Origin of the sequence: Sphingobacterium sp. UBA7249, assembly GCF_002472835.1 — a bacterium.
Taxonomy (GTDB): domain Bacteria; phylum Bacteroidota; class Bacteroidia; order Sphingobacteriales; family Sphingobacteriaceae; genus Sphingobacterium; species Sphingobacterium prati.
The window spans coordinates 1-22,045 of record NZ_DKST01000009.1; the positions used below are offsets into that span (position 1 = coordinate 1).

The 22,045-nt window shown below is 38.0% G+C and carries 22 protein-coding genes and 1 pseudogene; 17 read left to right on the top strand and 6 right to left on the bottom strand.

From position 1 onward, the window contains the following. Nucleotides 1-78: 78 nt before the first annotated feature. The 5 genes and pseudogenes from B4A24_RS23840 to B4A24_RS05975 form a co-directional block, all read right to left on the bottom strand. Nucleotides 79-425, bottom strand: a pseudogene (locus B4A24_RS23840) (RteC domain-containing protein). Further along, complete coding sequence (locus B4A24_RS23845) at nt 413-655, bottom strand: hypothetical protein (protein WP_373286057.1); 243 nt, start codon at nt 653-655, stop codon at nt 413-415. Before B4A24_RS23845 ends, B4A24_RS23840 begins: the two are co-directional and overlap by 13 nt. A 231-nt stretch (nt 656-886) precedes the next feature. Beyond that, a complete protein-coding gene (locus B4A24_RS05965; RefSeq protein ID WP_220476588.1) occupies nt 887-1,582 on the bottom strand; it encodes a hypothetical protein in 696 nt (231 codons plus the stop codon). A gap of 27 nt (nt 1,583-1,609) precedes the next feature. Next, a complete protein-coding gene (locus B4A24_RS05970; protein WP_182497731.1) occupies nt 1,610-2,260 on the bottom strand; it encodes an NADPH-dependent F420 reductase in 651 nt (216 codons plus the stop codon). A 112-nt stretch (nt 2,261-2,372) separates the two neighbouring features. Next, the gene (locus B4A24_RS05975; RefSeq protein WP_293943553.1) at nt 2,373-2,972 is read right to left on the bottom strand and encodes a Crp/Fnr family transcriptional regulator; all 600 of its coding nucleotides are present in this window, start codon (nt 2,970-2,972) and stop codon (nt 2,373-2,375) included. 468 nt (nt 2,973-3,440) lie between these two features. Here B4A24_RS05975 and B4A24_RS05980 point away from each other — a divergent pair, with 468 nt between their 5' ends. From B4A24_RS05980 to B4A24_RS06005, 6 genes are all read left to right on the top strand, one after another. Continuing rightward, nucleotides 3,441-4,166, top strand: coding sequence for an RES family NAD+ phosphorylase (locus B4A24_RS05980; protein ID WP_293943555.1), 726 nt, complete (start codon nt 3,441-3,443; stop codon nt 4,164-4,166). Between the two features lie 50 nt (nt 4,167-4,216). Beyond that, a complete protein-coding gene (locus tag B4A24_RS05985; protein ID WP_182497728.1) occupies nt 4,217-4,660 on the top strand; it encodes an RES family NAD+ phosphorylase in 444 nt (147 codons plus the stop codon). 568 nt (nt 4,661-5,228) lie between these two features. Next, nucleotides 5,229-5,627: a hypothetical protein gene (locus B4A24_RS05990; protein ID WP_182497727.1), complete on the top strand. Its 399-nt coding sequence runs from the start codon at nt 5,229-5,231 to the stop codon at nt 5,625-5,627. Nucleotides 5,628-6,536: 909 nt separating this feature from the next. Next, nucleotides 6,537-8,735 (top strand): glycosyltransferase, encoded by a 2,199-nt coding sequence (locus tag B4A24_RS05995; protein ID WP_293943559.1) that lies wholly within the window; start codon nt 6,537-6,539, stop codon nt 8,733-8,735. Between the two features lie 306 nt (nt 8,736-9,041). Continuing rightward, a complete protein-coding gene (locus B4A24_RS06000) occupies nt 9,042-9,164 on the top strand; it encodes a hypothetical protein (protein ID WP_261771989.1) in 123 nt (40 codons plus the stop codon). A 51-nt stretch (nt 9,165-9,215) separates the two neighbouring features. Continuing rightward, complete coding sequence (locus B4A24_RS06005; RefSeq protein WP_093099822.1) at nt 9,216-10,277, top strand: fatty acid desaturase family protein; 1,062 nt, start codon at nt 9,216-9,218, stop codon at nt 10,275-10,277. On the opposite strand, the gene B4A24_RS06010 is transcribed toward B4A24_RS06005, so the two are convergent. Continuing rightward, nucleotides 10,255-10,590: an NAD(P)H-dependent oxidoreductase gene (locus tag B4A24_RS06010; protein ID WP_220476586.1), complete on the bottom strand. Its 336-nt coding sequence runs from the start codon at nt 10,588-10,590 to the stop codon at nt 10,255-10,257. The two genes, B4A24_RS06005 and B4A24_RS06010, sit on opposite strands and share 23 nt — an antisense overlap. Nucleotides 10,591-11,288: 698 nt before the next feature. On the opposite strand from B4A24_RS06010, the gene B4A24_RS06015 reads away from it, so the two are divergent. The 11 genes from B4A24_RS06015 to B4A24_RS06065 all read left to right on the top strand — a co-directional run. Continuing rightward, the gene (locus tag B4A24_RS06015; protein WP_262890283.1) at nt 11,289-12,119 is read left to right on the top strand and encodes an ABC transporter permease; all 831 of its coding nucleotides are present in this window, start codon (nt 11,289-11,291) and stop codon (nt 12,117-12,119) included. A gap of 34 nt (nt 12,120-12,153) precedes the next feature. After that, nucleotides 12,154-13,659: an FtsX-like permease family protein gene (locus B4A24_RS06020; RefSeq protein WP_182497723.1), complete on the top strand. Its 1,506-nt coding sequence runs from the start codon at nt 12,154-12,156 to the stop codon at nt 13,657-13,659. 709 nt (nt 13,660-14,368) lie between these two features. Next, entirely contained in the window at nt 14,369-14,695 is a 327-nt protein-coding gene (locus B4A24_RS06025) for an ArsR/SmtB family transcription factor (RefSeq protein ID WP_093099816.1), read from the top strand. Beyond that, complete coding sequence (locus B4A24_RS06030; RefSeq protein ID WP_139185507.1) at nt 14,695-15,264, top strand: hypothetical protein; 570 nt, start codon at nt 14,695-14,697, stop codon at nt 15,262-15,264. The genes B4A24_RS06025 and B4A24_RS06030 overlap by 1 nt, the downstream gene beginning before the upstream one ends. 54 nt (nt 15,265-15,318) lie before the next feature. Then, a complete protein-coding gene (locus tag B4A24_RS06035) occupies nt 15,319-15,792 on the top strand; it encodes a DUF6428 family protein (RefSeq protein WP_045754520.1) in 474 nt (157 codons plus the stop codon). A gap of 53 nt (nt 15,793-15,845) precedes the next feature. Continuing rightward, on the top strand, nt 15,846-16,907 hold the full coding sequence (locus B4A24_RS06040) for an ArsO family NAD(P)H-dependent flavin-containing monooxygenase (RefSeq protein WP_093099813.1): 1,062 nt from the start codon (nt 15,846-15,848) through the stop codon (nt 16,905-16,907). Nucleotides 16,908-17,050: 143 nt separating this feature from the next. Further along, nucleotides 17,051-17,596, top strand: a complete 546-nt coding sequence (locus tag B4A24_RS06045; protein ID WP_229678254.1) for a metallophosphoesterase family protein — start codon at nt 17,051-17,053, stop codon at nt 17,594-17,596. A 105-nt stretch (nt 17,597-17,701) separates the two neighbouring features. After that, nucleotides 17,702-18,313: a low molecular weight phosphatase family protein gene (locus B4A24_RS06050; RefSeq protein WP_093099812.1), complete on the top strand. Its 612-nt coding sequence runs from the start codon at nt 17,702-17,704 to the stop codon at nt 18,311-18,313. Between the two features lies 1 nt (nt 18,314). Then, complete coding sequence (locus B4A24_RS06055) at nt 18,315-18,806, top strand: GNAT family N-acetyltransferase (protein WP_093099810.1); 492 nt, start codon at nt 18,315-18,317, stop codon at nt 18,804-18,806. Between the two features lie 6 nt (nt 18,807-18,812). Then, on the top strand, nt 18,813-19,844 hold the full coding sequence (gene arsB / locus B4A24_RS06060) for an ACR3 family arsenite efflux transporter (protein WP_093099809.1): 1,032 nt from the start codon (nt 18,813-18,815) through the stop codon (nt 19,842-19,844). A gap of 531 nt (nt 19,845-20,375) precedes the next feature. Next, the coding region (locus tag B4A24_RS06065) for a TonB-dependent receptor (RefSeq protein WP_293943564.1) at nt 20,376-22,045 on the top strand (1,670 nt) is incomplete at its 3' end.

Genomic DNA, 22,045 nt, shown 5'->3' on the forward strand with positions numbered 1-22,045 from the left:
ACTACTTGCCTTTACAGGTGATAATAACACCCTCCGAGGTCGGTCGTATAACTTTTGTAGAATCTATTAAACCAAACTTTACTTTCCATCCTGCTCATCCATTCTCTTGATAAGCTCCTCCCGAAGCGCATCGAGGAATTTAGTACGGTTCATCTTCCGGTTTCTCAACTCCAAATAGGTCTGATAGAAATTGCCCAAGTCGATACCAAAAGCACTTTCAAATATTTGGCTACTTCTCTTATATCGTAGTTCCCGTTGTCAAACACGCCTTGATAGTGCCGGGCATAAATCAGTTCTATCAATGCCACCTTGCTACATGTCCATTTCAGATTTTTCGTGGCTTTCGATTTGTCTTTTTGGAATTTGTTATACAACTGATCTTCGATGTAAACCTGTATCAAATCATTGGCTATTATCTTGGCCACCTTGTAATCATGTGAAGTGGAAAAGGAGTGTTCTGATATTTGAAAAAACGGATTTCTTCGTCAGTATTTTTAAACCCTTTTTTTAAGACATGCTCCTTTACTTCGTAGAGGCATTCGAGGATAAGGTGAATAACAGCTTCTATTCGCTGTATGGAGCAATCGGCTTCAACTTCCAATTCACCGATTGCCGTTTCCAATTCAGACTGTGTTTCATTGTAAAATTTATCCATTTCTCAAACCTTTAGTTCTGCTAAGTAATTTTTACGATGTGTTACAACCAGATAATAAAATAGAGCTGATAAAGCATTACCACCTCTACCTGTTGTTAATTTGTTGAATATATCCGATGCTGTTGTTTGCATTGTTTTATAAAAATCAAGCCTCGAAACGGTACTGTTTTGAGGCTTGATTAGAATTGTGAAACAAGAGTGGGATGATTTAATAAATCCTGTTCTGCAATTCTATTTCTTTATAATTTTTAAGTCCTTAAAATACCCCTCTGTACCTATATCCACCCACAAAGCGACCGAGCCACTTTTAGTGTCTCCTTTCATTTCCTCGACAATAAACGAAGGGTGCTTTTGACCATTGATATACAGGTGTACCTTACGGTCGTTGATTTCCAAACGTAACGTAATCCATTCATCCAAACCTATATCGGCATAAGTCTCGTATGTTTCGGGAAACTCTTTCCGTAACCTGTCAAACTTATAGTCGGGATAGGAAAAATATTGTACGGAATGGTTTCTACGGAATTGATTTTCCGCCCTACCATTTGTTGGGCGAATGTATATGGATTGAAATTTGGAATTGCTTTCGTCAATTCCAAATGCAACTCCTATAAATCCACGGGCAAAATCGGGTGCGCTTTCAAGCAAACGGCTCAATACCTTGACTTCAATTATTCCGTTTTCAAAGTTTACACCTTTCAACTTGGCGTAAGTAGGTTCGTCTACGGTAGAAACCATGTTGTCTTTCTCAAAAGGAAGTACCTCTAAATCCCTTTCCATTTTCAGTACTTTTTGTCCTTTCAGTTTTACAACCGATGCCTTTACGTTATTCAGCTCAAACTCCTGCTTTTTATAGGTTAGGTTTTGCCCGAATGCCACGATAGCAAAAAGACTGAATAATGCGGTTATCTTATATTTCTTCATCATATCAAAAATACTTTCTCTCTATATTAATTACAATTTGGCTTTTGCTTCCACCACAGTTACAGGCTTGCCGATAGCACCAAATTCATGCAAGTCACCGAAAACCTCTATACGGATGGACTGGTCTAAGCCCCCAACTTTCACGGCATCAAAACCACTGTCTGCGATAAGTTGCTTAACGGATTTGTCGATTGTGTTGTCATCCGTTGCATAAAACAGTACCGATTTTTCCGGTGTTTGAAAAGCTGTATCCGCCAATGAAACAGCCCCCAGTGTACCAAGGGCTTTGGCAAGTTTTGCACCCTTTGGAAGTATCTCTGCATTCAGCTTTCCGGCACTTTCTCTTTCACCTATGATTTTTTTGAAGCCTCCGTTTTCGTCCGGTGCAATGGGGTTGGATGGGTCAATAATGATTTTGCCTTGAAATTCGTCTGCGTATTGTTCAAAAAGTTCTTTGATCGTGTTGAACCAAACTGACAATACGATAATGTCGGCTTCCTTAATGGCTTCTGCTGTTTCTGCGGACGTCGCAAGGTCACCTAATTGATTAGCCAATGCTTTGGCGTCTTCAATTTCCCTACTTGCAATGATAACGGGTCTGTTTCCTTTTACAAGGTTTTTAGCAACTGTTTTACCGATGTTTCCCAAGCCGATTACGGCTACTTTTGATGTTATGGACATACTATTTCTTTTTAGAATTACACAATAAAATTGATAATGCAAAGTTGCATCAAAGCATGTCTTCGCTCCAATGAACTATGTCAAGAAATAGTATTAATGTAGTTTAAGACTTTTATTTTACACGACGGTTTCTCAACCTGCTAAGAAACTCCGGCGTGATACCCAAGAATGAGGCGATTTGTGTTTGGGGTAAACGATTGGACAAATGCGGATAAACCTCAATGAAAGAATTGTACCTGTCTTCGGCGGTAGAGCTTATGTTTTGCAATAAGCGGTTTTGCAGGGTAACATAACTGTTTTCTATTAACACTCTAAAAATCCTGTCAAACTTGGCAACCTGTGTGTAAAGAGCGATGAGATTATCGTAACTTATCTGCAAAACCATTGTGTCTTCTAAGGCATCTATGTTCAATTCTGACGGATTTCTACCGTGAAAACTACCTATATCAATCATCCACCAATTTTCCGATGCAAATTGGATAATATGGGTATTGCCTTTTTCGTCCACTTTGTACATCCGTAAACAACCACGAACTACAAAATTGAATTGATTACAAATATCGCCCTCTTGAAGCACATATTGTCTTTTACGGTACAATCTCGGCTTGAAATATGAAGAAACGAGTTCTGTTTCCTCATCGTTTAACGGAATAAGGTTATTGAAATAACTTATTAAGGGTTCAACCGATGATTGTACAATTACTTCTTTCATTACAGCTTTACGTTTACAACACTGTTACAAATTTACAATTTAGTAAATACAAAAGGGCTTTTTTTGAAACCCTTTTGCCATATACACCTACTTACTATTCTTATTGTTGTATCAAATGTTGTAAATCGGGGTTATTCTTAATCCGCTCCATTTCGCTTTCCACAATATATATAACGTACGATTTTTATCACCTTAAATTTTCCAAAAAGAGTTCGAGTTCTGTACCAGTGAGTTCACTTTAAAAAAAAGCTGTATTTACTTGCGTAAAACAGCTTTTTTGCTTTCCTTAGGGCTGTTTTTGAACAACCTCCCTACTCGTTTTGAAATTCCTCAAAACGGTGTGTTTTGCATAGTTTTTTGTTGAACTTCACGTAAAACCGTCACAAATACGTCACAAAGGTTTTCGTGGTAATGAAAAGATTATGGCAACCGTAAGCGAAAAGGTTTATGAACACCACAAAAAATTAGATGGAACCTACGGCAATGGAATATCATATGATATCTGACAAAGAAAGCAGCTATGACTGGAGACGTCAGGGTGAAGAAGTAGTAGATGTAATTATGGAAGCAGCAGATATAGAAGAAGAGGTAGCCAATGATGTTCAAGAGATTTTAGGGAAGCGTTTTTCAGATTGTGAGAGTGCAGAAATGGGTTTAAAAACAGAATTTGCAGCTGAATCACATTACAAGCTTAAAATACTTGAAGATCGACCCTGGCAGAAAGAATGGGAGGAATTTCAAACCAAGCTTAAAAATGAAGCCAGACATTTTAATCAATTTGGGGTTAACTTACTCAACAAAGTATTAGAAGGAATTGACACTATGAGAACTGAAGAGGGAAACAGCCTAGTGACAACAATAGGACCAGGCACTTCCATTAAAGTTTTATATAGAGCTAGAGTTTTGCAATCAGAAGAAAAGTTAAAAGAAGCACTTAGGTATCCCGATAAACAATTAGGGCCACCACCAAATAAATACGCTTTGCCGGGGAGGATGAATTCAAGGGGAATATCGATGTTTTACGGTGCAATAGAAGAAGATATAGCTATTGGAGAAGTCCGCCCCCCTGTAGGAAGTAAAGTCGTTGTAGCAAAATTCAATATATTAAAAGAACTAAAATTACTGAAGCTAAATGCATTAACAAAAGCAAACAGTGTAGGAAGTATTTTTGATCCAGCTTATATTCTCAAGTAGAATGGGTTATCTTTCTTCGTGAGCTAAGTGACCGAATATCTAATCCTGTTATGCCGGATGATGAAACAATGGACTATTTGATAACACGGGCAATTGCAGATTATCTGGCGGTAGAATCAATGGTGAAGTTTGATGGTATTATGTATCCGTCAGTGCAATCAGATAAGAAAGGGATAAATATTGTTTTATTCCATAAATCATCCAGAGTAAAGCCCTATCCATGGGAACTAGATGTAAGTCTTGGTGCATATACCGACGAAGGATGGGAATGGGACTATCACGTGCTAGAGAAAAAACGAAATTCGACTGCTGTAGTAAGGCAATATTATGATGATTTGATGGACAGGGATATATTTATAACAGCTGATAAAGAAAAACGTCAATCTACTTTATCCATAGACACAGCAAGCATAAGAATACATCATATTATGGAAGTAAGGTTCATAAAAGAATCTCATGATTTTTCATGTATAGATGATTCTCCAAATGACTAATACACTTTAATTATGGATAAATGTAAATATTGTAGTTGCAACTTTACGAATAAGGATGATCTTAAACTGCATTTAAACGCTGAACATGCAGACGTTAGTTATAAAGACCGTCATAAGTTTTTTCAATCTTTATTCTCTTTTAATAAAGGAGCTAAAGCAAATAAAAAATTGAATAAGGAAAAGGTTATAATAAGTTAATGGTTCAAAAGAAGTATAAATTTAAATTTGATAAAAAGTATAAAGGAATTCTACACCAAGAAAGGTGCAAATGCGAAAACTGTTCCATTGTATATGACTAAATTTGGATTTTCAAAAACACCAATATTGCTAGGGAGGTAAGAATCTGCAAAAAATGCGAACTAGTAATAATAAACATAATCAGACTCAAGGTTAAATTAAGCTCATTTACTCTTCTTTTGAATCAAAAAGGTAAGAACACCACACGAAAATAAGGCTTTTGTATATATAAATATATATAGCTAATTTTATTTATGCTCTACAACCCATTTGAACAGGTTACCAAGGCTTACTTCCGAGAGAGCTCGTTGAGTCAGGGTATAGTCATTTCGTGCTACAACGTTTTGAATGGCACGGTGTTAAGGAGAAGACAGGATTTCTGCTTACGCGTCATGAGGATAAGGCATCAGCGGAATTACATTTCCATTATCTGAATGTCAACGAGGGAAAGATGTTACAAATGCCAGACGATGCGGAGAAAATGGCGACCCTATTGAAAGTAGGATTGGGTTGCCGGATTTTTCTAAATAAAATTAAAGTTGAGCATTGGAACAACAGAATGCTCAATATGTATGAAAAAGAGATTACACAATACCTGAGAACAAAAACAAAGTTTTATTACAAAAATCCTATTGATATCACCTTTTCCTTGATCTATGGAAGAGATATCGCTACAATAACAGATGGCAAGACCAGCAAGACGGCTTTCGCTTTAGACTTGTTGAGATAAGAAATATTTCAGCTGTTTACTCCGAAAAAACTATATAGGCGTTTACGTATATTAGTATATTATAAACGAAAGATAAATGTGCTGGGATATTACTTTACATACAGATATAGAAATTGCGAAATCTGCATTTCCAGGTCTTAAAGACGAAAGGAAATGAACTAATGAATTCGTTCAGACCATACAGCTATGAACAATAGGATTNNTGGATTTGAGTTTATCCTCAATAATCATGTGGATATAAAACTAGTAAATACTTTTACCAGGGCAGATGCCCCGACACTTCTGGAAACCAACAAGGTCGATGTTGTTTTGGCGAATATCAACATGCCTAGAATAAATGGTATTGATGATTCCTTGTCCATTAAAAAGAATCAATCCAAAACACGGGTTAATGCCATAAGTAATATCAGTGAAGGTATATTTTGAAGGAAAATGATCACAAACATTTTATCTTTAATGTCGGGAGTCCCACTTTTAAAAACCTCTTTGACTCTTTTATATAGTAATGAGTGTGCTTAGCTAATATAGCGATGGAGTTCATTGATTCCCTAAAGCTTCAAGATCGAAGATTAAATCATAAAATGTTTGCAAATTTAAAGTATGCAGCCTTTTTTGTTTCTGGTGAGGACCAAAAATTAAAAGGATCCTTCAACAATTAGTGATTAATTCGGTGAATCATTTCTAGAAAGTAATCTGTTCCAGTGTAAGACCTCAGTTTTCGACCTTTTATATCCAACTCTCTACAGTATTGAAGCAAAACTTTCAAAATGAACAGTAATACTTGTTTTAAACGAAGACTAAATATCTTTTTAAAAATGTCTGTTTTATTCCGTATATTGGTACCCCTTCCTACATGCAGACCTTGTAATAATGCGAGACGAAAGTATGCAAGGCTCAATCTTCAAGATTATGACATTTATATCAGTAAAAGGAATCGCTTTCCTTTCGACTTTCCCCCCTCGCGCATGCGGTATCGCTACCTATACGACAGATCTTATGACGGCAATTGTGGATAAATTCCCTTCATTTAACCTTATACCCATACCGATAGAGAAGGGAATTGAACATATCTATCCATTTTACACACCTCTTAAACTAAACGTTTCAGACCTCGGCTCATTTGACCGTCTTAAGGAATATATAAATACATCTTCGGATATCGATATGGTATGTGTCCAGCACGAATTCGGCCTGTTCAAAGATCAAGAAATGGATTTTCTCTCGTTCATCAACAATCTGGAAAAGCCCTTGGTTCTTACTTTCCATACCGTATTGCCCTCACCAGATTTATTGTTGGCTGAAAAGGTGAAGGCACTAACGGAAGCCTGCTCCCGTGTCTCGGTCATGACCAGGAATTCTGCAAGTATTCTGACCAAGGATTATCAAGTATCGGAGGACAAGATTATCATGATACCCCATGGTACCCACATAGCACCCGCAGTTGATAGGATCGAGATCCGTCGACGCTATGATCTGGCAGATCGGAAAGTGTTGAGCACATTCGGTTTGTTGGGCCCCGGAAAGAGCATTGAAACTACATTGGAGGCGCTCCCAGCGATCATTGCACGGACACCAAATGTCATGTTCCTCATTCTTGGCATGACACATCCTGCCCTGATCCAACAAGAAGGAGAACACTATAGGGATATGCTTAAAGAATTGGTGGATCGATACCAGATCGCCGATCACGTCCGATTTGTCAATGAGTTTTTATCAACTGAAGATCTACTGTCGTACCTGCAGATTACGGATGTATACCTTTTTACTTCAAAAGATCCGCTTCAGGCCGTCAGCGGTACTTTCTCCTATGCATTGAGCTCTGGCTGTCCTATCGTGTCAACGCCAATACCCCATGTACGTGAAGTATTGAAAGAAGACATGGGGATCATGATCGACTATGAAGCTCCTGGTCAGCTGTCGGATGCCGTCAACCAGATATTGGAGGATTCGTCAAAACTTGAGAGGATACGCCATATCAATCTGCAAAAAACGGTGGCCACATCCTGGCAGAACGCCGCATTGGCACATGTCAATCTATTCGAAGATCTTGTCGGCGAGCAGCGAAGGATAATATATGCTCTTCCACCGATCAATTTGGATCACATTCAGCGCATGACAACGGATATGGGGTTTGTTCAGTTTGCCAATATCAGTACGCCCGATATGCAAAGTGGGTATGCTCTGGACGATAATGCCCGTGCCTTAATCGCTATGTTGCACCACTATAGGATATTCGAATCATACAGCGATCTTGCCCTGATACAGAAATACCTGCAATTTATCGCCTACTGTATACAAGATGACGGTACGTTTCTGAATTATGTGGACAAGAAAGGCCTTTTTACGGTTCAGAATAATCAAGAAAACCTGGAGGATGCAAATGGGCGGGCAGTATGGGCATTGGGCGAGGTCATCGGGATGTCCGATATACTGCCTGAAGAATTGTCTGCGCTCGCAAATGAATTGTTGGAACGGACATCGGATCATTTCCTATCCTATCACTCGACTAGATCAATGGCCTTTACGATCAAAGGATTGAGCTTTCTGAAGCACAATCGCTATATTAATGTGCTGAAGACATTGGCAGACCGCTTGGTAGCCATGTACGATCATGAGAGCTCAACAGACTGGCAGTGGTATGAGTCCTACCTGACTTACGGCAACAGTGCTATTCCAGAATCATTGCTCGCGACATACCAAGTTACGGGGCATAACATTTATAAAGAAGTTGCGTACAGATCGTTTGATTTTCTGCTTGGCAAGATTATGATAGGTGGCGAAATCCATGTCATATCCAATAAAGGTTGGGCACAGCGTGGAATTCCCGGAACAGATAGCAAGGGAGGCGAACAACCTATCGATGTGGCTTATACAATCATGGCATTGGAACGGTTCTACAGAGTCAGTCGGGAATATCGCTATAGAGAAATGATGCACTATGCATTCGAATGGTTCTTGGGCCGGAACCATCTTGGACAGATCGTTTACAACCCTGTTACAGGAGGCTGCTTTGATGGACTCGAAGAGGAGACGGTCAATATCAACCAAGGTGCAGAATCAACCCTGAGTTACCTGATGGCAAGGCTTATCATGGAGCCTTATGCATAACTGAGCTGTCACTTATTATTCAGCAAACATAATGTACTGAATGTCAATTAAAATCATTACCTTTAACTTACGGGTCTGCAACTTATTTAACACCAATAAGCAGATCGGACATGAAATATAGCATGATTTATTATCCGGAATTATTTCAAATTGTCCTGTAACAACCCCTTCTTTTTAAAGCAATTCACAATTTTTAAATCGCAAGAACAAATTTCTTGACTCCCTCCGGGATAGGTCAAACAAGCTAATGGTCAATCGTAGAAAACGATTGGCAGGCGAAAATTAACAGTATAAAATTTACCCATCATGAGTAAAGATCAGAAAAAAGCAAAAAGTACGAAAGAGAAGACACAATCTTCTTACCAACAGGAAAAAGATTCGACTTCAAAGGAAACAACAACAAATGTGTTTAGCAAGAAAAAGAAATAGGCCTTTATATGAGCCTGCTAGTATCTTTTATATTACCATTAACAATTCCACATGGCACCAGTAATCAAATTCAGCAATGAAGATTCATTCTTTTCAAAATCGCTCAGAGCAAAGATAAACGAATATTTTAAAGTGAGTGGCAAATCTAAAACAGGTGATTGGCGGATCGGTTTAAAGGCGACCATCCTTTTTCTCTCACTTATCTGCATTTATACGATTCTGGTATTTGTGCAGCCATATTGGCCGATCAGTATCCTTTTGTGTTTGCTCTTGGGAGTCAATCTTGCAGCAATCGGCTTTAATATCATGCACGATGCAGGACACAATTCTTTATCGCGCAATACGAAGATAAATTCCCTGCTATCGTACTCGCTAAACCTTGTTGGGGGCAATATATACCTCTGGAAACTGAAGCATAATATCGCACACCACACGTACACCAATATTGATGGAGAGGATCATGATATTGAGATCAAGTTTATGCGGGTTCACCGCGATCAACCACTCAAGCGCTATCACAAGTATCAAAGATATTACTTTATCTTCCTGTATGGTATATCTTACCTCGCGTGGGTTTTCTTTCAGGACTATGAAAAGTACTTCCGGCAAAAGCTTGGTAAAAACTCCGAAAGATTTGCTTTCCCCCTTAAACAGAAAGTTATCTTTTGGATAAGCAAAGGTTTCCATCTAGGTATATTTGTAGTCATACCTATGATTGTTGTAGGATGGTTGTCGACCCTGATGGGGCTGTTAGTGGCCGGGGTAGTCTGCGGGATCTGTCTGGCTACCGTATTCCAGCTTGCCCATGTGGTCGAAGAAACAGAATTTAAGTCGATAGCTACTGACAAGCTGGAGGAAGAATGGATGGTACATCAGGTTCATTCGACAGCTAATTTTGCGACTAAGGATAAGGTGTTGACATGGTTGCTCGGAGGACTGAATTTCCAGTTGGAGCACCATCTTTTCCCCAAGATCTGCCATGTGCATTATCCTGCTATCAACGAGATCGTAAAAGAGGCCTGTAGAGAGCTCGGAATCAAGAGCGTTGAGTACGGAACATTCCGGGAGGCATTCAAGTCCCATGTCCGGGTCATCCGCAGTATGTCGCAATAGCACTCGTTTGATGTTTGTAATCGTTATAACTTCTTTCCGATGTACGAACCGTAATGCTCGGTACGAAATTTTTGCCTTTCAGTTTGTTGCCTTTCGAACCGCACGCAAACTGGTGCTCAAATACTTCATCGAACCAATGCTTCAAAATAGCATACTTACTGTACCAATAAATTGGATACTGAAAAACAATCGCCTGATGTCTTAATAGTACTTCGTGCTCTACTTTTTTGTTAATCTTGTAATCGGGATATTGGGTATGAATATCCCTGATTTCTAAATCCAAAATGCTTTTTTGTAATTCTTCGATAATCATTCTGTTTGCAAAAGGGTTAGCAAATGTTGTGGATGTGGCAGTATAATTAATGCCATAATTTCTGTTTTTTTAAGATTTAAAATATCATACTATAATAGTTTTAGTTGCAAAACTTATTTGAGTTAATTACGTTTCCAATAGCTAACAAAATAGATAGGTTTAAAAGATTTTATTAGGTCTTGATGCTACATTCTATACGAATAAAAATCTCTATATAGTTCCATTTTTTGCTATCTACGACACGGTTTCCGTTAAGGATCAGGGTTTTCTGTATTTGTGCCTTTCAATTCGGTGATCAAGTTAGAGTAAAATCAAAGCTACTGATAATGAAAGAAAGGGAATTGCCAAATGGCAAGATCTCAATTTTTTATGAAATGATTTTAGAGCTAGAGTTTGTTTAGAATACCCCTAACAGAGGTGAAATATTTGTAGAAGATTGAATCGATAGAGGAGAACCTCAGAGGGTAATGCAATAAGAATTAGAAATCCTAAATCATATCCAAATCTTGGTATTCTCCAATCCTTTCCATCTTGGCTCAACTGTATTACGTTCATTTACGAACAACAAAATGTCCGATAATGGACAGCAACTTAACCGAAACAAACCATAAACGTTTGAAATACAAATCATTAAACTATTGGCAGATAAATTGTTTTTTTTGCTTTTAGTTTAAAGAATATTTTGAGGAGATGACTTTTTGGTCAACTTCCTGTTAATTAAAACATTCGATATATTCCAATTATTATTCAAAAATAGCATCAGGCATTTAAAGAGAAATAAGCTCTTTACTTTCTTAAACATTCTTGGTTTGACTATAGGAATTAGTTCCTGTTGGGTGATATTTAAGTTTGTGAATTATGAACTGAGGTATGAAAGCGGACTTCCTAATAAGGAAAATATCTATAGAATAGTTAGTCGAATAAATTTCGGTAAGCAGGAGGAAGACACATGGAATGGAGGTGCTTCACGGCCCATATTCTTTGCTCTTCGAGATGATGTGCGATCATTAGAACGTGCAGTTCCAGTATATAAATTCTATACAGAGTTGGTGACCATACCTGATAGTAAAGGTCAAGCTAAACGAGTGGAGGAGTTGGAATACGAAAATCAGATCATACAAACGGAGAACTCCTATTTTGATATGATTGGTTACAAGTGGTTGGCTGGAAATAAAAACGGGGCATTATCTTCACCTAGTCAGGTCGTACTAACGGAGGATAGGGCAAAATTTTATTTTCCAAACATGGATTATAATGACATAATCGGGAAGACTCTAATATATTCGGATACTATCCAAAAAACAGTCTCAGGTGTTGTAGCAGCATTGGATTACCCGTCAGAATTTAATGGTGAGGTATTTATTTTATTACAAAAAAGAGAACAGGACAATAATATAGGTGAGTGGACCAATACCAATTCATCAGATCGGATTTATTTTCAAGCAATTGGTCAGAAACAAGCTGATGATGCTTTTAATCAGATCAATAATATTGTAGAAAAAAATATCAAGAGTTTCTACAAGAGGTAAAGCCTATTATACATGGTCAAGAAAATTAGAATTATTGCCATTAAAAGAATCCCATTTTTCAACTTACATCGATGAAGCAAATATCCAGAAAACTAGTAAAAACGTATTGTATGGGTTAACTGCTGTTTCAATATTCCTATTGGTTTTAGCTTGCATAAACTATATCAATCTGACTACTGCCCAAATACCGCAACGTTCGAAAGAGATCGGGATTCGAAAAACACTAGGGAGTTCAAAAAACAGCATCATTCTTCAAATGATGATGGAAACTAGCACCATCATAACTATTGCTTTGCTTGCCAGCTATTTTGTTTCAAAATTAGGATTAGGACTATTGGGATATTTAATTAGTCAAGGAGCAAAAGAATTTAACAGTCCAATTATCTTTGGAGGTTTTATTCTTATGGTATTACTCTTTACTTTGATTACAGCAGGACTTTACCCTTCCTGGCTGATCACTAAAGTCAATGCTATCGATATATTCAGAAGCAAGGGCAGTTTGAATTCTGAAAAAGGCGGTTTTAATCTTAGAAAGGCATTGATTGTCTTTCAATTTATCATTGCACAAGTATTTATCGTGGCGGCGATTATTATAGGGCAGCAATTACAATACACCATTAAAAAAGATTTAGGTTTTAATAAAGATGCGGTAGTCATTGTGGCCATTCCATACCGGTTATTTAGTATGGAGAATTTTGACAGTAAGAAACAAACATTGGCCACAGAACTCAGAAAGTTATCAGGTGTAAAAGAAATGACCCTAGGTAATCCACCATTATCAAATAGGGTTAGTTCATCTGCAATGCCATTGAAGTCTAGTGAAAATTCTGAGACTATCATACCTCAGGTTTTTAGGAAATCTGTGGATTCTGAATATGTAAAGTTTTATGATTTAAAACTATTGGCAGGAAAAAACTTAAGTGCATCGGACACAACGAACTCCTACATTATCAATGAATCTGCTATGCATGCTTTTGGCTTCAAAAAACCTGAGGATGCAATAGGTCAGATCATTGGGCAAAAAGGCCAGGATTTTCCAATCGTTGGTGTGATTCAAGACTTTCATGCCCGTGATTTTTATCAGAAAATAGAACCATTAGCATTAATGAGTGAAAAATGGAATAAGAGCACTTTTAATATTCGTTTAACAAACTCTGACAGTAAAAATGTTCGCCAAACGATTGAAAGCATTAAATCTAAATGGTCAGAATTCTTTCCGGTAGAAAAGTTTGATTACAAATTCTACGATGAAACCATTTTAGACCTTTATAAAAAAGAAGAGCAGCTTCAGAAAATCACAAATATCAGTACAGCAATTGCTATCCTATTAAGCTGTTTAGGACTTTTTGGCCTAGCAACAATAACTGCATTTCAAAGGACTAAGGAGATTGGCATTCGGAAAGTTTTGGGTGCATCAATTTCAGGTATTGTCGGCCCTCTTTCAAAAGATTTTGTGAAAATGGTTTTGATTGCGATCCTGATCGCTTCACCAGTTGTTTGGTGGGCATGCAATAAGTGGTTAGAAGATTTTATTTACTGAATAGAGATTTCTTGGTTTCTTTTTTTGTTTGGCGGATTAATTGCAATTGCCGCTGCTATAATCACAGTGAGCTATCAGGCAATCAAAGCCGCAAGAGTAAATCCGGTGGATAGCTTGAGGGATGAGTGATGATGCAAGTACAAAGGCCTTGAATGGATATGAAATATGATATTTGAGAGAGGGAAAGGGTTTATGGCCATAGACATAACTCATTAAGACTTATTTCTTCCGTTGATTGTTGCTATTTACAAATATTTATGAATCTTAGAAATTCTAGTAAGAAAATAGTCACAAATACGTCACAGCTGTAAATTTTAAATAATAAAAAGAAGTTCATAAATTGTTATAGTAAACAGGAAACAAAGATTTTTAACTTTGTTGACGAACGCTGACCTGTGTACTCAAAATCTGTGGGTCCATGATAAACAAAATTGCCAAAATTGCACTTGCTTTCGATTCCTGTTGAATGCTGTATTAAAAGATGGTGAAAACGGCACAAAAACATTCACGGAAAAAAAGTAGAAAATAAACAGTATATATCTCGAAAACTCACGCATCAACTCATACAATTTTTTGACCCAAAGTGTCTTCCATTTTTTAACATTTTTCCCTATACGGCCTAGTTTTATGATCATGGCAAAATAAAATTGCATTTATTATTTTTTTGTTTCATTATTATATCGTAATATTGCAATATAATAATTTAAAAATGGGAGCAACAAAGACAGATCATTTTACGGACCGCCAAAACCAGATTGCGGTTATTGCTAAAGCATTGGGCCATCCTGCAAGGGTTGCTATTATAGAATATCTGCTAAAAGTCAATACCTGTATCACCGGAGATATTGTCAATGAGCTGCCACTAGCACAGCCAACCGTATCACAGCATTTGAGAGAATTAAAAAATGCGGGATTAATACAAGGGAGCATTGAGGGAACATCTGTATGCTACTGTATTGACGAAAATACTTTCAATATATTGAAAGAGTATTTTTCAAAAATAATTTCTACAGTAACCAATCAAAAATGTTGTTAATGATGGAAACTGCTTTCATTGTATCTTCGGTATTCCTGATCAGCTATTCATTATTGGCAGTATTTGATGGTGTATTTTTGCATCTTTACAAATATCGCCTCTATGAACATAAGGAAAGCCGTTTTGAACATCTTATTCATACGATGCGGGCCTTTTTATTTACAGGTATACTTGTCTCTTTATTTATAAATATCGAAAACAACAACCTGTTTGTATTCGGATGCCTTTTGATTGTTGCGGATATCATTACATTGGTGTTGGATGCTTATGTGGAAAAAGACAGCAGACAATTTATGGGTGGACTTCCCCGTTGGGAATATATTATCCATCTGCTGGTGAACGGCTTACATTTTGCCGCTATTGCCATATTTTTAGTGATCAAACTCGATTTTCAATCTAGCGGTATATCGTTAGTAAATAAGTTTAGCCATAGCGCAGGCTATGATACTTTCCAAATTATAGCTAAAAATCTACTGCCGGGAGCGATTATCATAAGCCTCTTACATGTGCTGCTTTACATTCCCAGATTCAGTAAGTATTTTAATAAATTACAGCTAAAGTGCTGTTAAAAAATTTGCTTGAATTTATCGCAATATTGCATTATAACTATAAAATATAAAACAATGAAATTATCAGAAATCAAAGAAATCCTTCCAACATTGAAGAATGTTGAATTTCAATTAGAAAACGGAACATTTGTACCAGAGCATTTCCATGTGACCGAAGTCGGCCAGATCAATAAAAGATTCATTGACTGCGGTGGTGTAATACGTGATGAAAAGGCCGTGAACTTTCAGCTATGGAACGCCGATGATTATGAACACCGATTAAAACCCGGAAAATTATTGCATATTATCAGCCTTTCGGAGGAAAAATTAGGCATGGAAGATGCCGAGATCGAAGTGGAATATCAAAGTGACACAATTGGGAAATATGATCTGGAATTCAATGGCAAAACTTTTATATTGAAAAGTAAGACTACTGCCTGTCTTGCACAGGATGCATGCGGGATACCTTCCGAAAAGCAAAAGATAAATCTTTCTGTAGTTACAGGTACTGAAAATAATTCGTGTACACCGGGTGGAGGATGTTGCTAATTCGCTGTAGAATGTCAGATGTCTTTTAAATAACATGTATTAAAGCTAAATCAATGGATGAGATCTTTGATGTTATTGTTATTGGCGGAGGCCAAAGTGCGCTAGCATGTGGATATTATCTAAGGCGGGCAAAACTGAAATATCTTATACTGGATAAACAGGATATTCCTGGTGGTGCCTGGCTCCATAGCTGGGATAGCCTGACCCTATTCTCTCCAGCAGATTACAGCTCTTTACCGGGATGGCTGATGCCAAAATCTGAGCATCGGTTTCCGCTCAGACAAGAAGCAATTGACTATTTGCGTAAGTACGAAGAGCATTATCAACTGAATGTGAGGAGGGGTGTTGAAGTTGTTGAAATTAAAAAGGATGGGATTGTTTTTAAGGTCCTTACCCATCAGGGGGCTTTAAAAGCTAAAACAGTTATTTCGGCAACTGGGACATGGGGCAATCCGGCTATTCCAAAGCTAGCAGGAATAGAAGATTTTAAGGGGCTTCAAATTCATTCAGGAAAGTATAAAAATCCAAAAGACTTTACTGGACGGAAAACGCTGGTGGTAGGCGAAGGTAACTCCGGTGCCCAGATTGTCGCAGAGGTCTCAAAAGTTACCGCTGTAAAATGGTCAACCAAAAAGGAACCTGAATTTTTGCCTGATGAAGTAGACGGATATTATCTGTTTAACGTAGCCTCGGCGCGATACAAGGCCGAAAAAGAAGGCAAACCCTTCGATGCATCGCAGTATAATCTAGGAAATATCGTCATGGTTCCATCTGTTAAAGAGGCCCAAAGCAGAGGCGTATTAGTGTCAAGCGGCACATTCGATAAGTTATATGATAAGGGGGTGATTTGGCATAGTGGGGACAAGGAGGAATTTGATGCTATTATTTGGTGTACAGGATTCGGTTATGATACTTCTTATCTGAAATCATTGATACACATAGACGAAAAGGGCGTTGCAAAGACCAGTGAAAGTAAATCATTAGAAATGCCCGGATTGTGGCTCGTCGGATACGGCAATTGGACCGGTTATGCATCCGCCACAATCATAGGTGTAAATAAAACAGCAAAACAAACAATACTTGAGATTGAAGAATTTTTAAAAAATAGTAACTAATATAGTATGAAAATTGCATTATTCAGCGATATACACGCCAATTTACCCGCTTTGTAAGCTTTCTTTGAAGATGTCGATAAAAGAAATCCAGATAGTATCTATTGTTTGGGTGACCTGGTAGGTTACAATAATGGCCAAACGAAGTGATTAACGAAATCCGTAAGCGGAAAATTCCAACCATTGCAGGAAATTACGACTTCGGTATCGGACGTATGAGCAATGAATGTGGCTGTGCCTATAAAACCAATAGTGAAAAAGACAATGGCAATATCTCCAATTCTTTTACAAATTCTATCATGAAGGACGACGAACGTGCCTATTTGCGCACGCTCCCTGCCCACATCAAAGTTGAGTTTCAGTTGAATGAAGATAAACTCAATTTGCTTCTGGTGCATGGCAGCCCAAGAAAGATTAATGAATATCTTTTTGAAGACCGTGAGGAAAAGAGTATGCTCAGGATTATGGAGCAGGCTGATGCAGATATTATGTGTTTCGGCCATACGCACAAACCTTACCACCGCATTTTAAATTCTGGATCCGAAGACCAGGCTCATTATCGTCATGCGGTCAATATCGGTTCGGTTGGTAAGCCCAAGGATACTGATGTCCGCGGTGCTTATGTCATGCTGACCATCAATGAAAACAGCTCTATACTGAACAAAGAAAGTATCGGTGTCGAGTTTATATGATTTGATTATGACGTTGGAAAAGCAGCTAAGGCAGTAGAAGAAAGCCCCCTGCCCAATGAATATGCAGAAAATCTAAGAAGAGGCTATTAATCTTAAACCATAAAAATGAACCACAAAATTATAACGACCATTGAGTCTATTTTAACAAATAGTATTTCAGAAGAAAGAAAAACAGTTTTACAGCCCCTGGCAGACTACATACAGAGGAAGGTAAGAGAGAACCAGACAATCCGGTTAAATTTCATCTGTACGCATAACAGCCGCCGGAGCCATTTATCACAGATCTGGGCCCAGACAATGGCCTATCATTTTGGAATTACTAATGTGTTTTGCTATTCAGGTGGTACTGAGGCAACAGCAATGTTTCCCAAAGTGGCAGAAACATTGAGCGATCAGGGGTTTCAGATTCAGAAGCTCAGCGGAACAGAAAACCCTGTCTATGCAATTAAATATGCCGAAAATGAGGCCGCGGTTATCTGCTTTTCCAAAGAGTATAACAGCGAATTTAATCCAAAAAATGAATTCGGTGCCATTATGACCTGTAACAATGCAGATGAAGGCTGTCCTTTGGTTTTCGGAGCAGAGGCAAGATTCCCGATAAAATACGATGATCCTAAAGTCTCAGATAACACTCCACAGCAAACAGAGGTGTACGCGGAAAGAAGCTTACAGATTGCAGCAGAAATGTTTTATGTTTTTTCACTGGTAAACAAATAGCATGGAAATAACAGCAATCGGTAAGGAGCATTATTCGAATATCTCCAGAATATACAAAGAAGGCATTGAAACAGGCCATGCCACTTTTGAAACAACAGCCCCAGCGTGGGAAGATTGGGATAAAAGTAAACTAAAACACAGCAGGTTTGCAGCAGTAGTTGATGGTATCATCGTTGGCTGGGCAGCCCTTTCGGCAGTGAGCGACCGTTGCGTTTACGGAGGTGTTGCAGAAGTAAGTATTTACGTTACTAATTCTCATAAAGGAAAAGGAGTCGGAAAGACTTTGATGGCCAAGCTAATTGAAGAAAGCGAAGCTTATGGAATTTGGATGCTTCAAAGTGGAATGTTTCCTGAAAATGAAGGAACAGTAGCGCTTCATCAGCGCTATGGTTTTAGAATAGTCGGTTTCCGTGAAAAAATAGGAAAACTGGGAGACACCTGGCGCGACACGATCATTATGGAAAGAAGAAGTAAAACAATAGGAATAAATTAAAATAATATGCAGCCAAAATTAAAATTTCTCGACAGATACTTAACACTTTGGATATTTCTCGCTATGGCAGTTGGCGTAGGCCTGGGCTTTTTATTTCCCGGCACTTCAAAAGTAATGGATTCACTATCTATAGGTACAACTAACATTCCATTAGCCATTGGACTAATCTTAATGATGTACCCGCCACTCGCTAAAGTTGATTATTCCCTTTTACCTACTGCTTTTAGGGATAAAAAGGTAATCAGTCTATCTCTATTATTGAATTGGGTCATAGGCCCTATTTTAATGTTTATCCTTGCCATTTTGTTTTTAAGAGATGAGCCGGATTATATGATCGGATTAATTCTTATTGGTTTGGCCAGATGTATTGCAATGGTGATTGTATGGAATGATCTCGCTAAAGGAAACCGTGAATACGCAGCCTTATTAGTCGCCTTAAACAGTATCTTTCAGGTATTTACTTATAGCTTCTTTGTATGGTTATTTATCAATGTACTGCCAGGTAAATTAGGACTAGCCAACTTCGATGTCAGTGTTTCAATGAAGGATGTCACAGAAAGTGTATTGATTTATTTGGGTATTCCTTTTCTTGCGGGCTTTTTGAGCCGATATATCTTAGTGAAGTCAAACGGGATAGAATGGTACAATAGAAAGTTTATTCCCACAATATCACCCATAACATTGTATGCCCTATTGTTCACGATTGTCTTAATGTTTAGCCTCAAGGGTGAAAAAATAGTGGAACTGCCGATGGATGTAGTAAAAGTAGCGATACCACTGATAATATATTTCGTACTGATGTTTTTTGTGAGTTTCTTTGTAAACAGATCAATGAAGGTTCCCTACGATAAAAATGCATCCATTGCATTTACGGCTACTGGAAACAATTTTGAGCTGGCAATTGCTGTCGCCATCGCAGTATTTGGCATCAATTCTCCTCAGGCATTTGTTGGTGTTATTGGTCCCTTAGTCGAGGTTCCTGTTTTAATACTTTTGGTTCGGGCCAGCCTTTGGTTAAAGAAAAAATACTATACCTAGAACATTCGGGGGCATAGTTTTAGTTCGATCACCTGAAATAATTTTGTGTCCCTGTTGTTCTATTACCTATGATTAAAAAAAGGCTTATTCCCCCTTATTTTTAATCAATTAATTCAACATAATTTAATAAATTTGCGCAATGAGGTATTTATCGTTCATCATGGCAATAATGGTCTTGGTCTTATCGGCCTCACCTTGCTTTATTGAGGATAAATGTCTTGAACAAACATGCATGTCAACAGAAGATCAACACCAAAATGACGATGATTGTGGAATGTCCTGTTGTTCTCCTTTTTCCAAGTGCAATACCTGTACAGGCTTTGTTGTAACTTCTTTTTGTTTTTCATTAGTTTCGCCCGGAAAATTACAGATAATAAAATTGGGTTCATTATCTGCTCCGACGATTTTAGATTTTCCCTACTCTACTTGGCATCCGCCACAGTTAGCTTAATATACCGTGCTCTGCACAAAAAGGTAGGAACAGCACTTTCCAACTATATTTCTCCTTTACAATAATATTAAGCATATTTCATGAAAAATATATTCATCGTGTCATTATTCATGACATTCAATCTTTGTGGTTACGCCCAAAGTATTTTTAAGGCCGTAGTTAAAGACGGTGAACACAAGGAAGTTTTAATTGGCGTTACTTCGGAGGTAGTAGGAACCGAAATTGCGGCAACTTCAGATCAAAGTGGGAAAATTACGTTGATCGATATTCCCGATGGATCGCAAACTATAAAGTTCAGCTATGTTGGTTTTAATGAGCGTATTGATACATTTCAATTTCCGTTAGAGGACACAAGCTTTATTGAGATCTTACTGGAGGAAGCCAGCGAAAAGTTGGAGGAAGTCGTAATTTCATCTACAAGAAGTACGAGGACCATACAAAATACGCCGACCCGTATTGAGGTTATCGGAAGTGAGGAACTGGACGAAAAGGGCAATATGAAAGCGGGGGATATCCGCATGCTTTTGAGTGAAAGCACAGGTATTCACGTACAAACAACTTCACCCATCAGTGCCAACGCAAGTATTCGTATTCAAGGGCTCGACGGACGATATACACAAATTTTAAAAGACGGCTTCCCTCTTTATTCGGGTGCTTCAAGCGGATTGGGCTTGTTGCAAATTCCACCGCTTGACTTAAAGCAGGTCGAAGTTATCAAAGGTTCAACCTCTACCTTATATGGTGGCGGCGCAATAGCAGGTTTGGTAAATCTCATATCCAAAACACCAACGGAAGAACGGGATATGCGTTTTCACTTAAACGGTACGTCGGGCAGAGGATTGGACATTAACGGTTTTTATGGACAGAAGTTTAAGAAGATTGGAACAACCATTTTCGCTTCGCATAATCGCAACGGGGCTTATGATCCCGCAAAAATAGGACTTTCGGCAATCCCTAAGTTTGAAAGGTATGTACTGAACCCTAAGTTATTTGTTTACTTCAATGATAAAACAAAAATGAACTTTGGTATTAATACCACCATTGAAAACCGCTTGGGTGGCGATATGCTTTACATCAAAGGAAACGGAGATAACATCCATCAATATTTTGAAGAAAACAAAACACAGCGTTATTCTACTCAATTTGTTTTTGACCATACTGTAAACGAAAACAGTTCTGTAAAATTAAAAAACAGCGTAAGTTATTTTAACCGGAATACGGCTATTCCGAATTACGAATTTGAGGGAACGCAAACCGCTACTTTTACGGAAGCAAGCTATAGCCACTGCAAAGAAAAATCAGAGTGGGTAACAGGCTTTAATATTTGGACGGACAATTTTAAAGAAAAGCAGATGACCGCATTTCCGTTGAGAGATTACAACCAAACCACATTCGGGGCTTTCGTTCAAAATTCTTTTAAGGCTACGGATTGGCTTCAATTGGAAACAGGTTTAAGAACGGATTACGTGATAGATTACGGAGCTGTTTTTTTACCGAGAGTATCGGCATTGTTTCAGATTGCAAACGGATTGACTTCACGTATCGGGGGCGGATTTGGCTACAAAACACCAACCATTTTTACAGAAGAAAGCGAACGCATACAATATCAAAACGTAATGCCTATTGACGATAATACCAATAAATTGGAAAAAAGCTACGGAGCAAATGCAGATATAAATTACCGTACTAATATTGGCGATGATTGGACATTCAGCATAAATCATTTATTCTTTTACACCTATTTGGATAA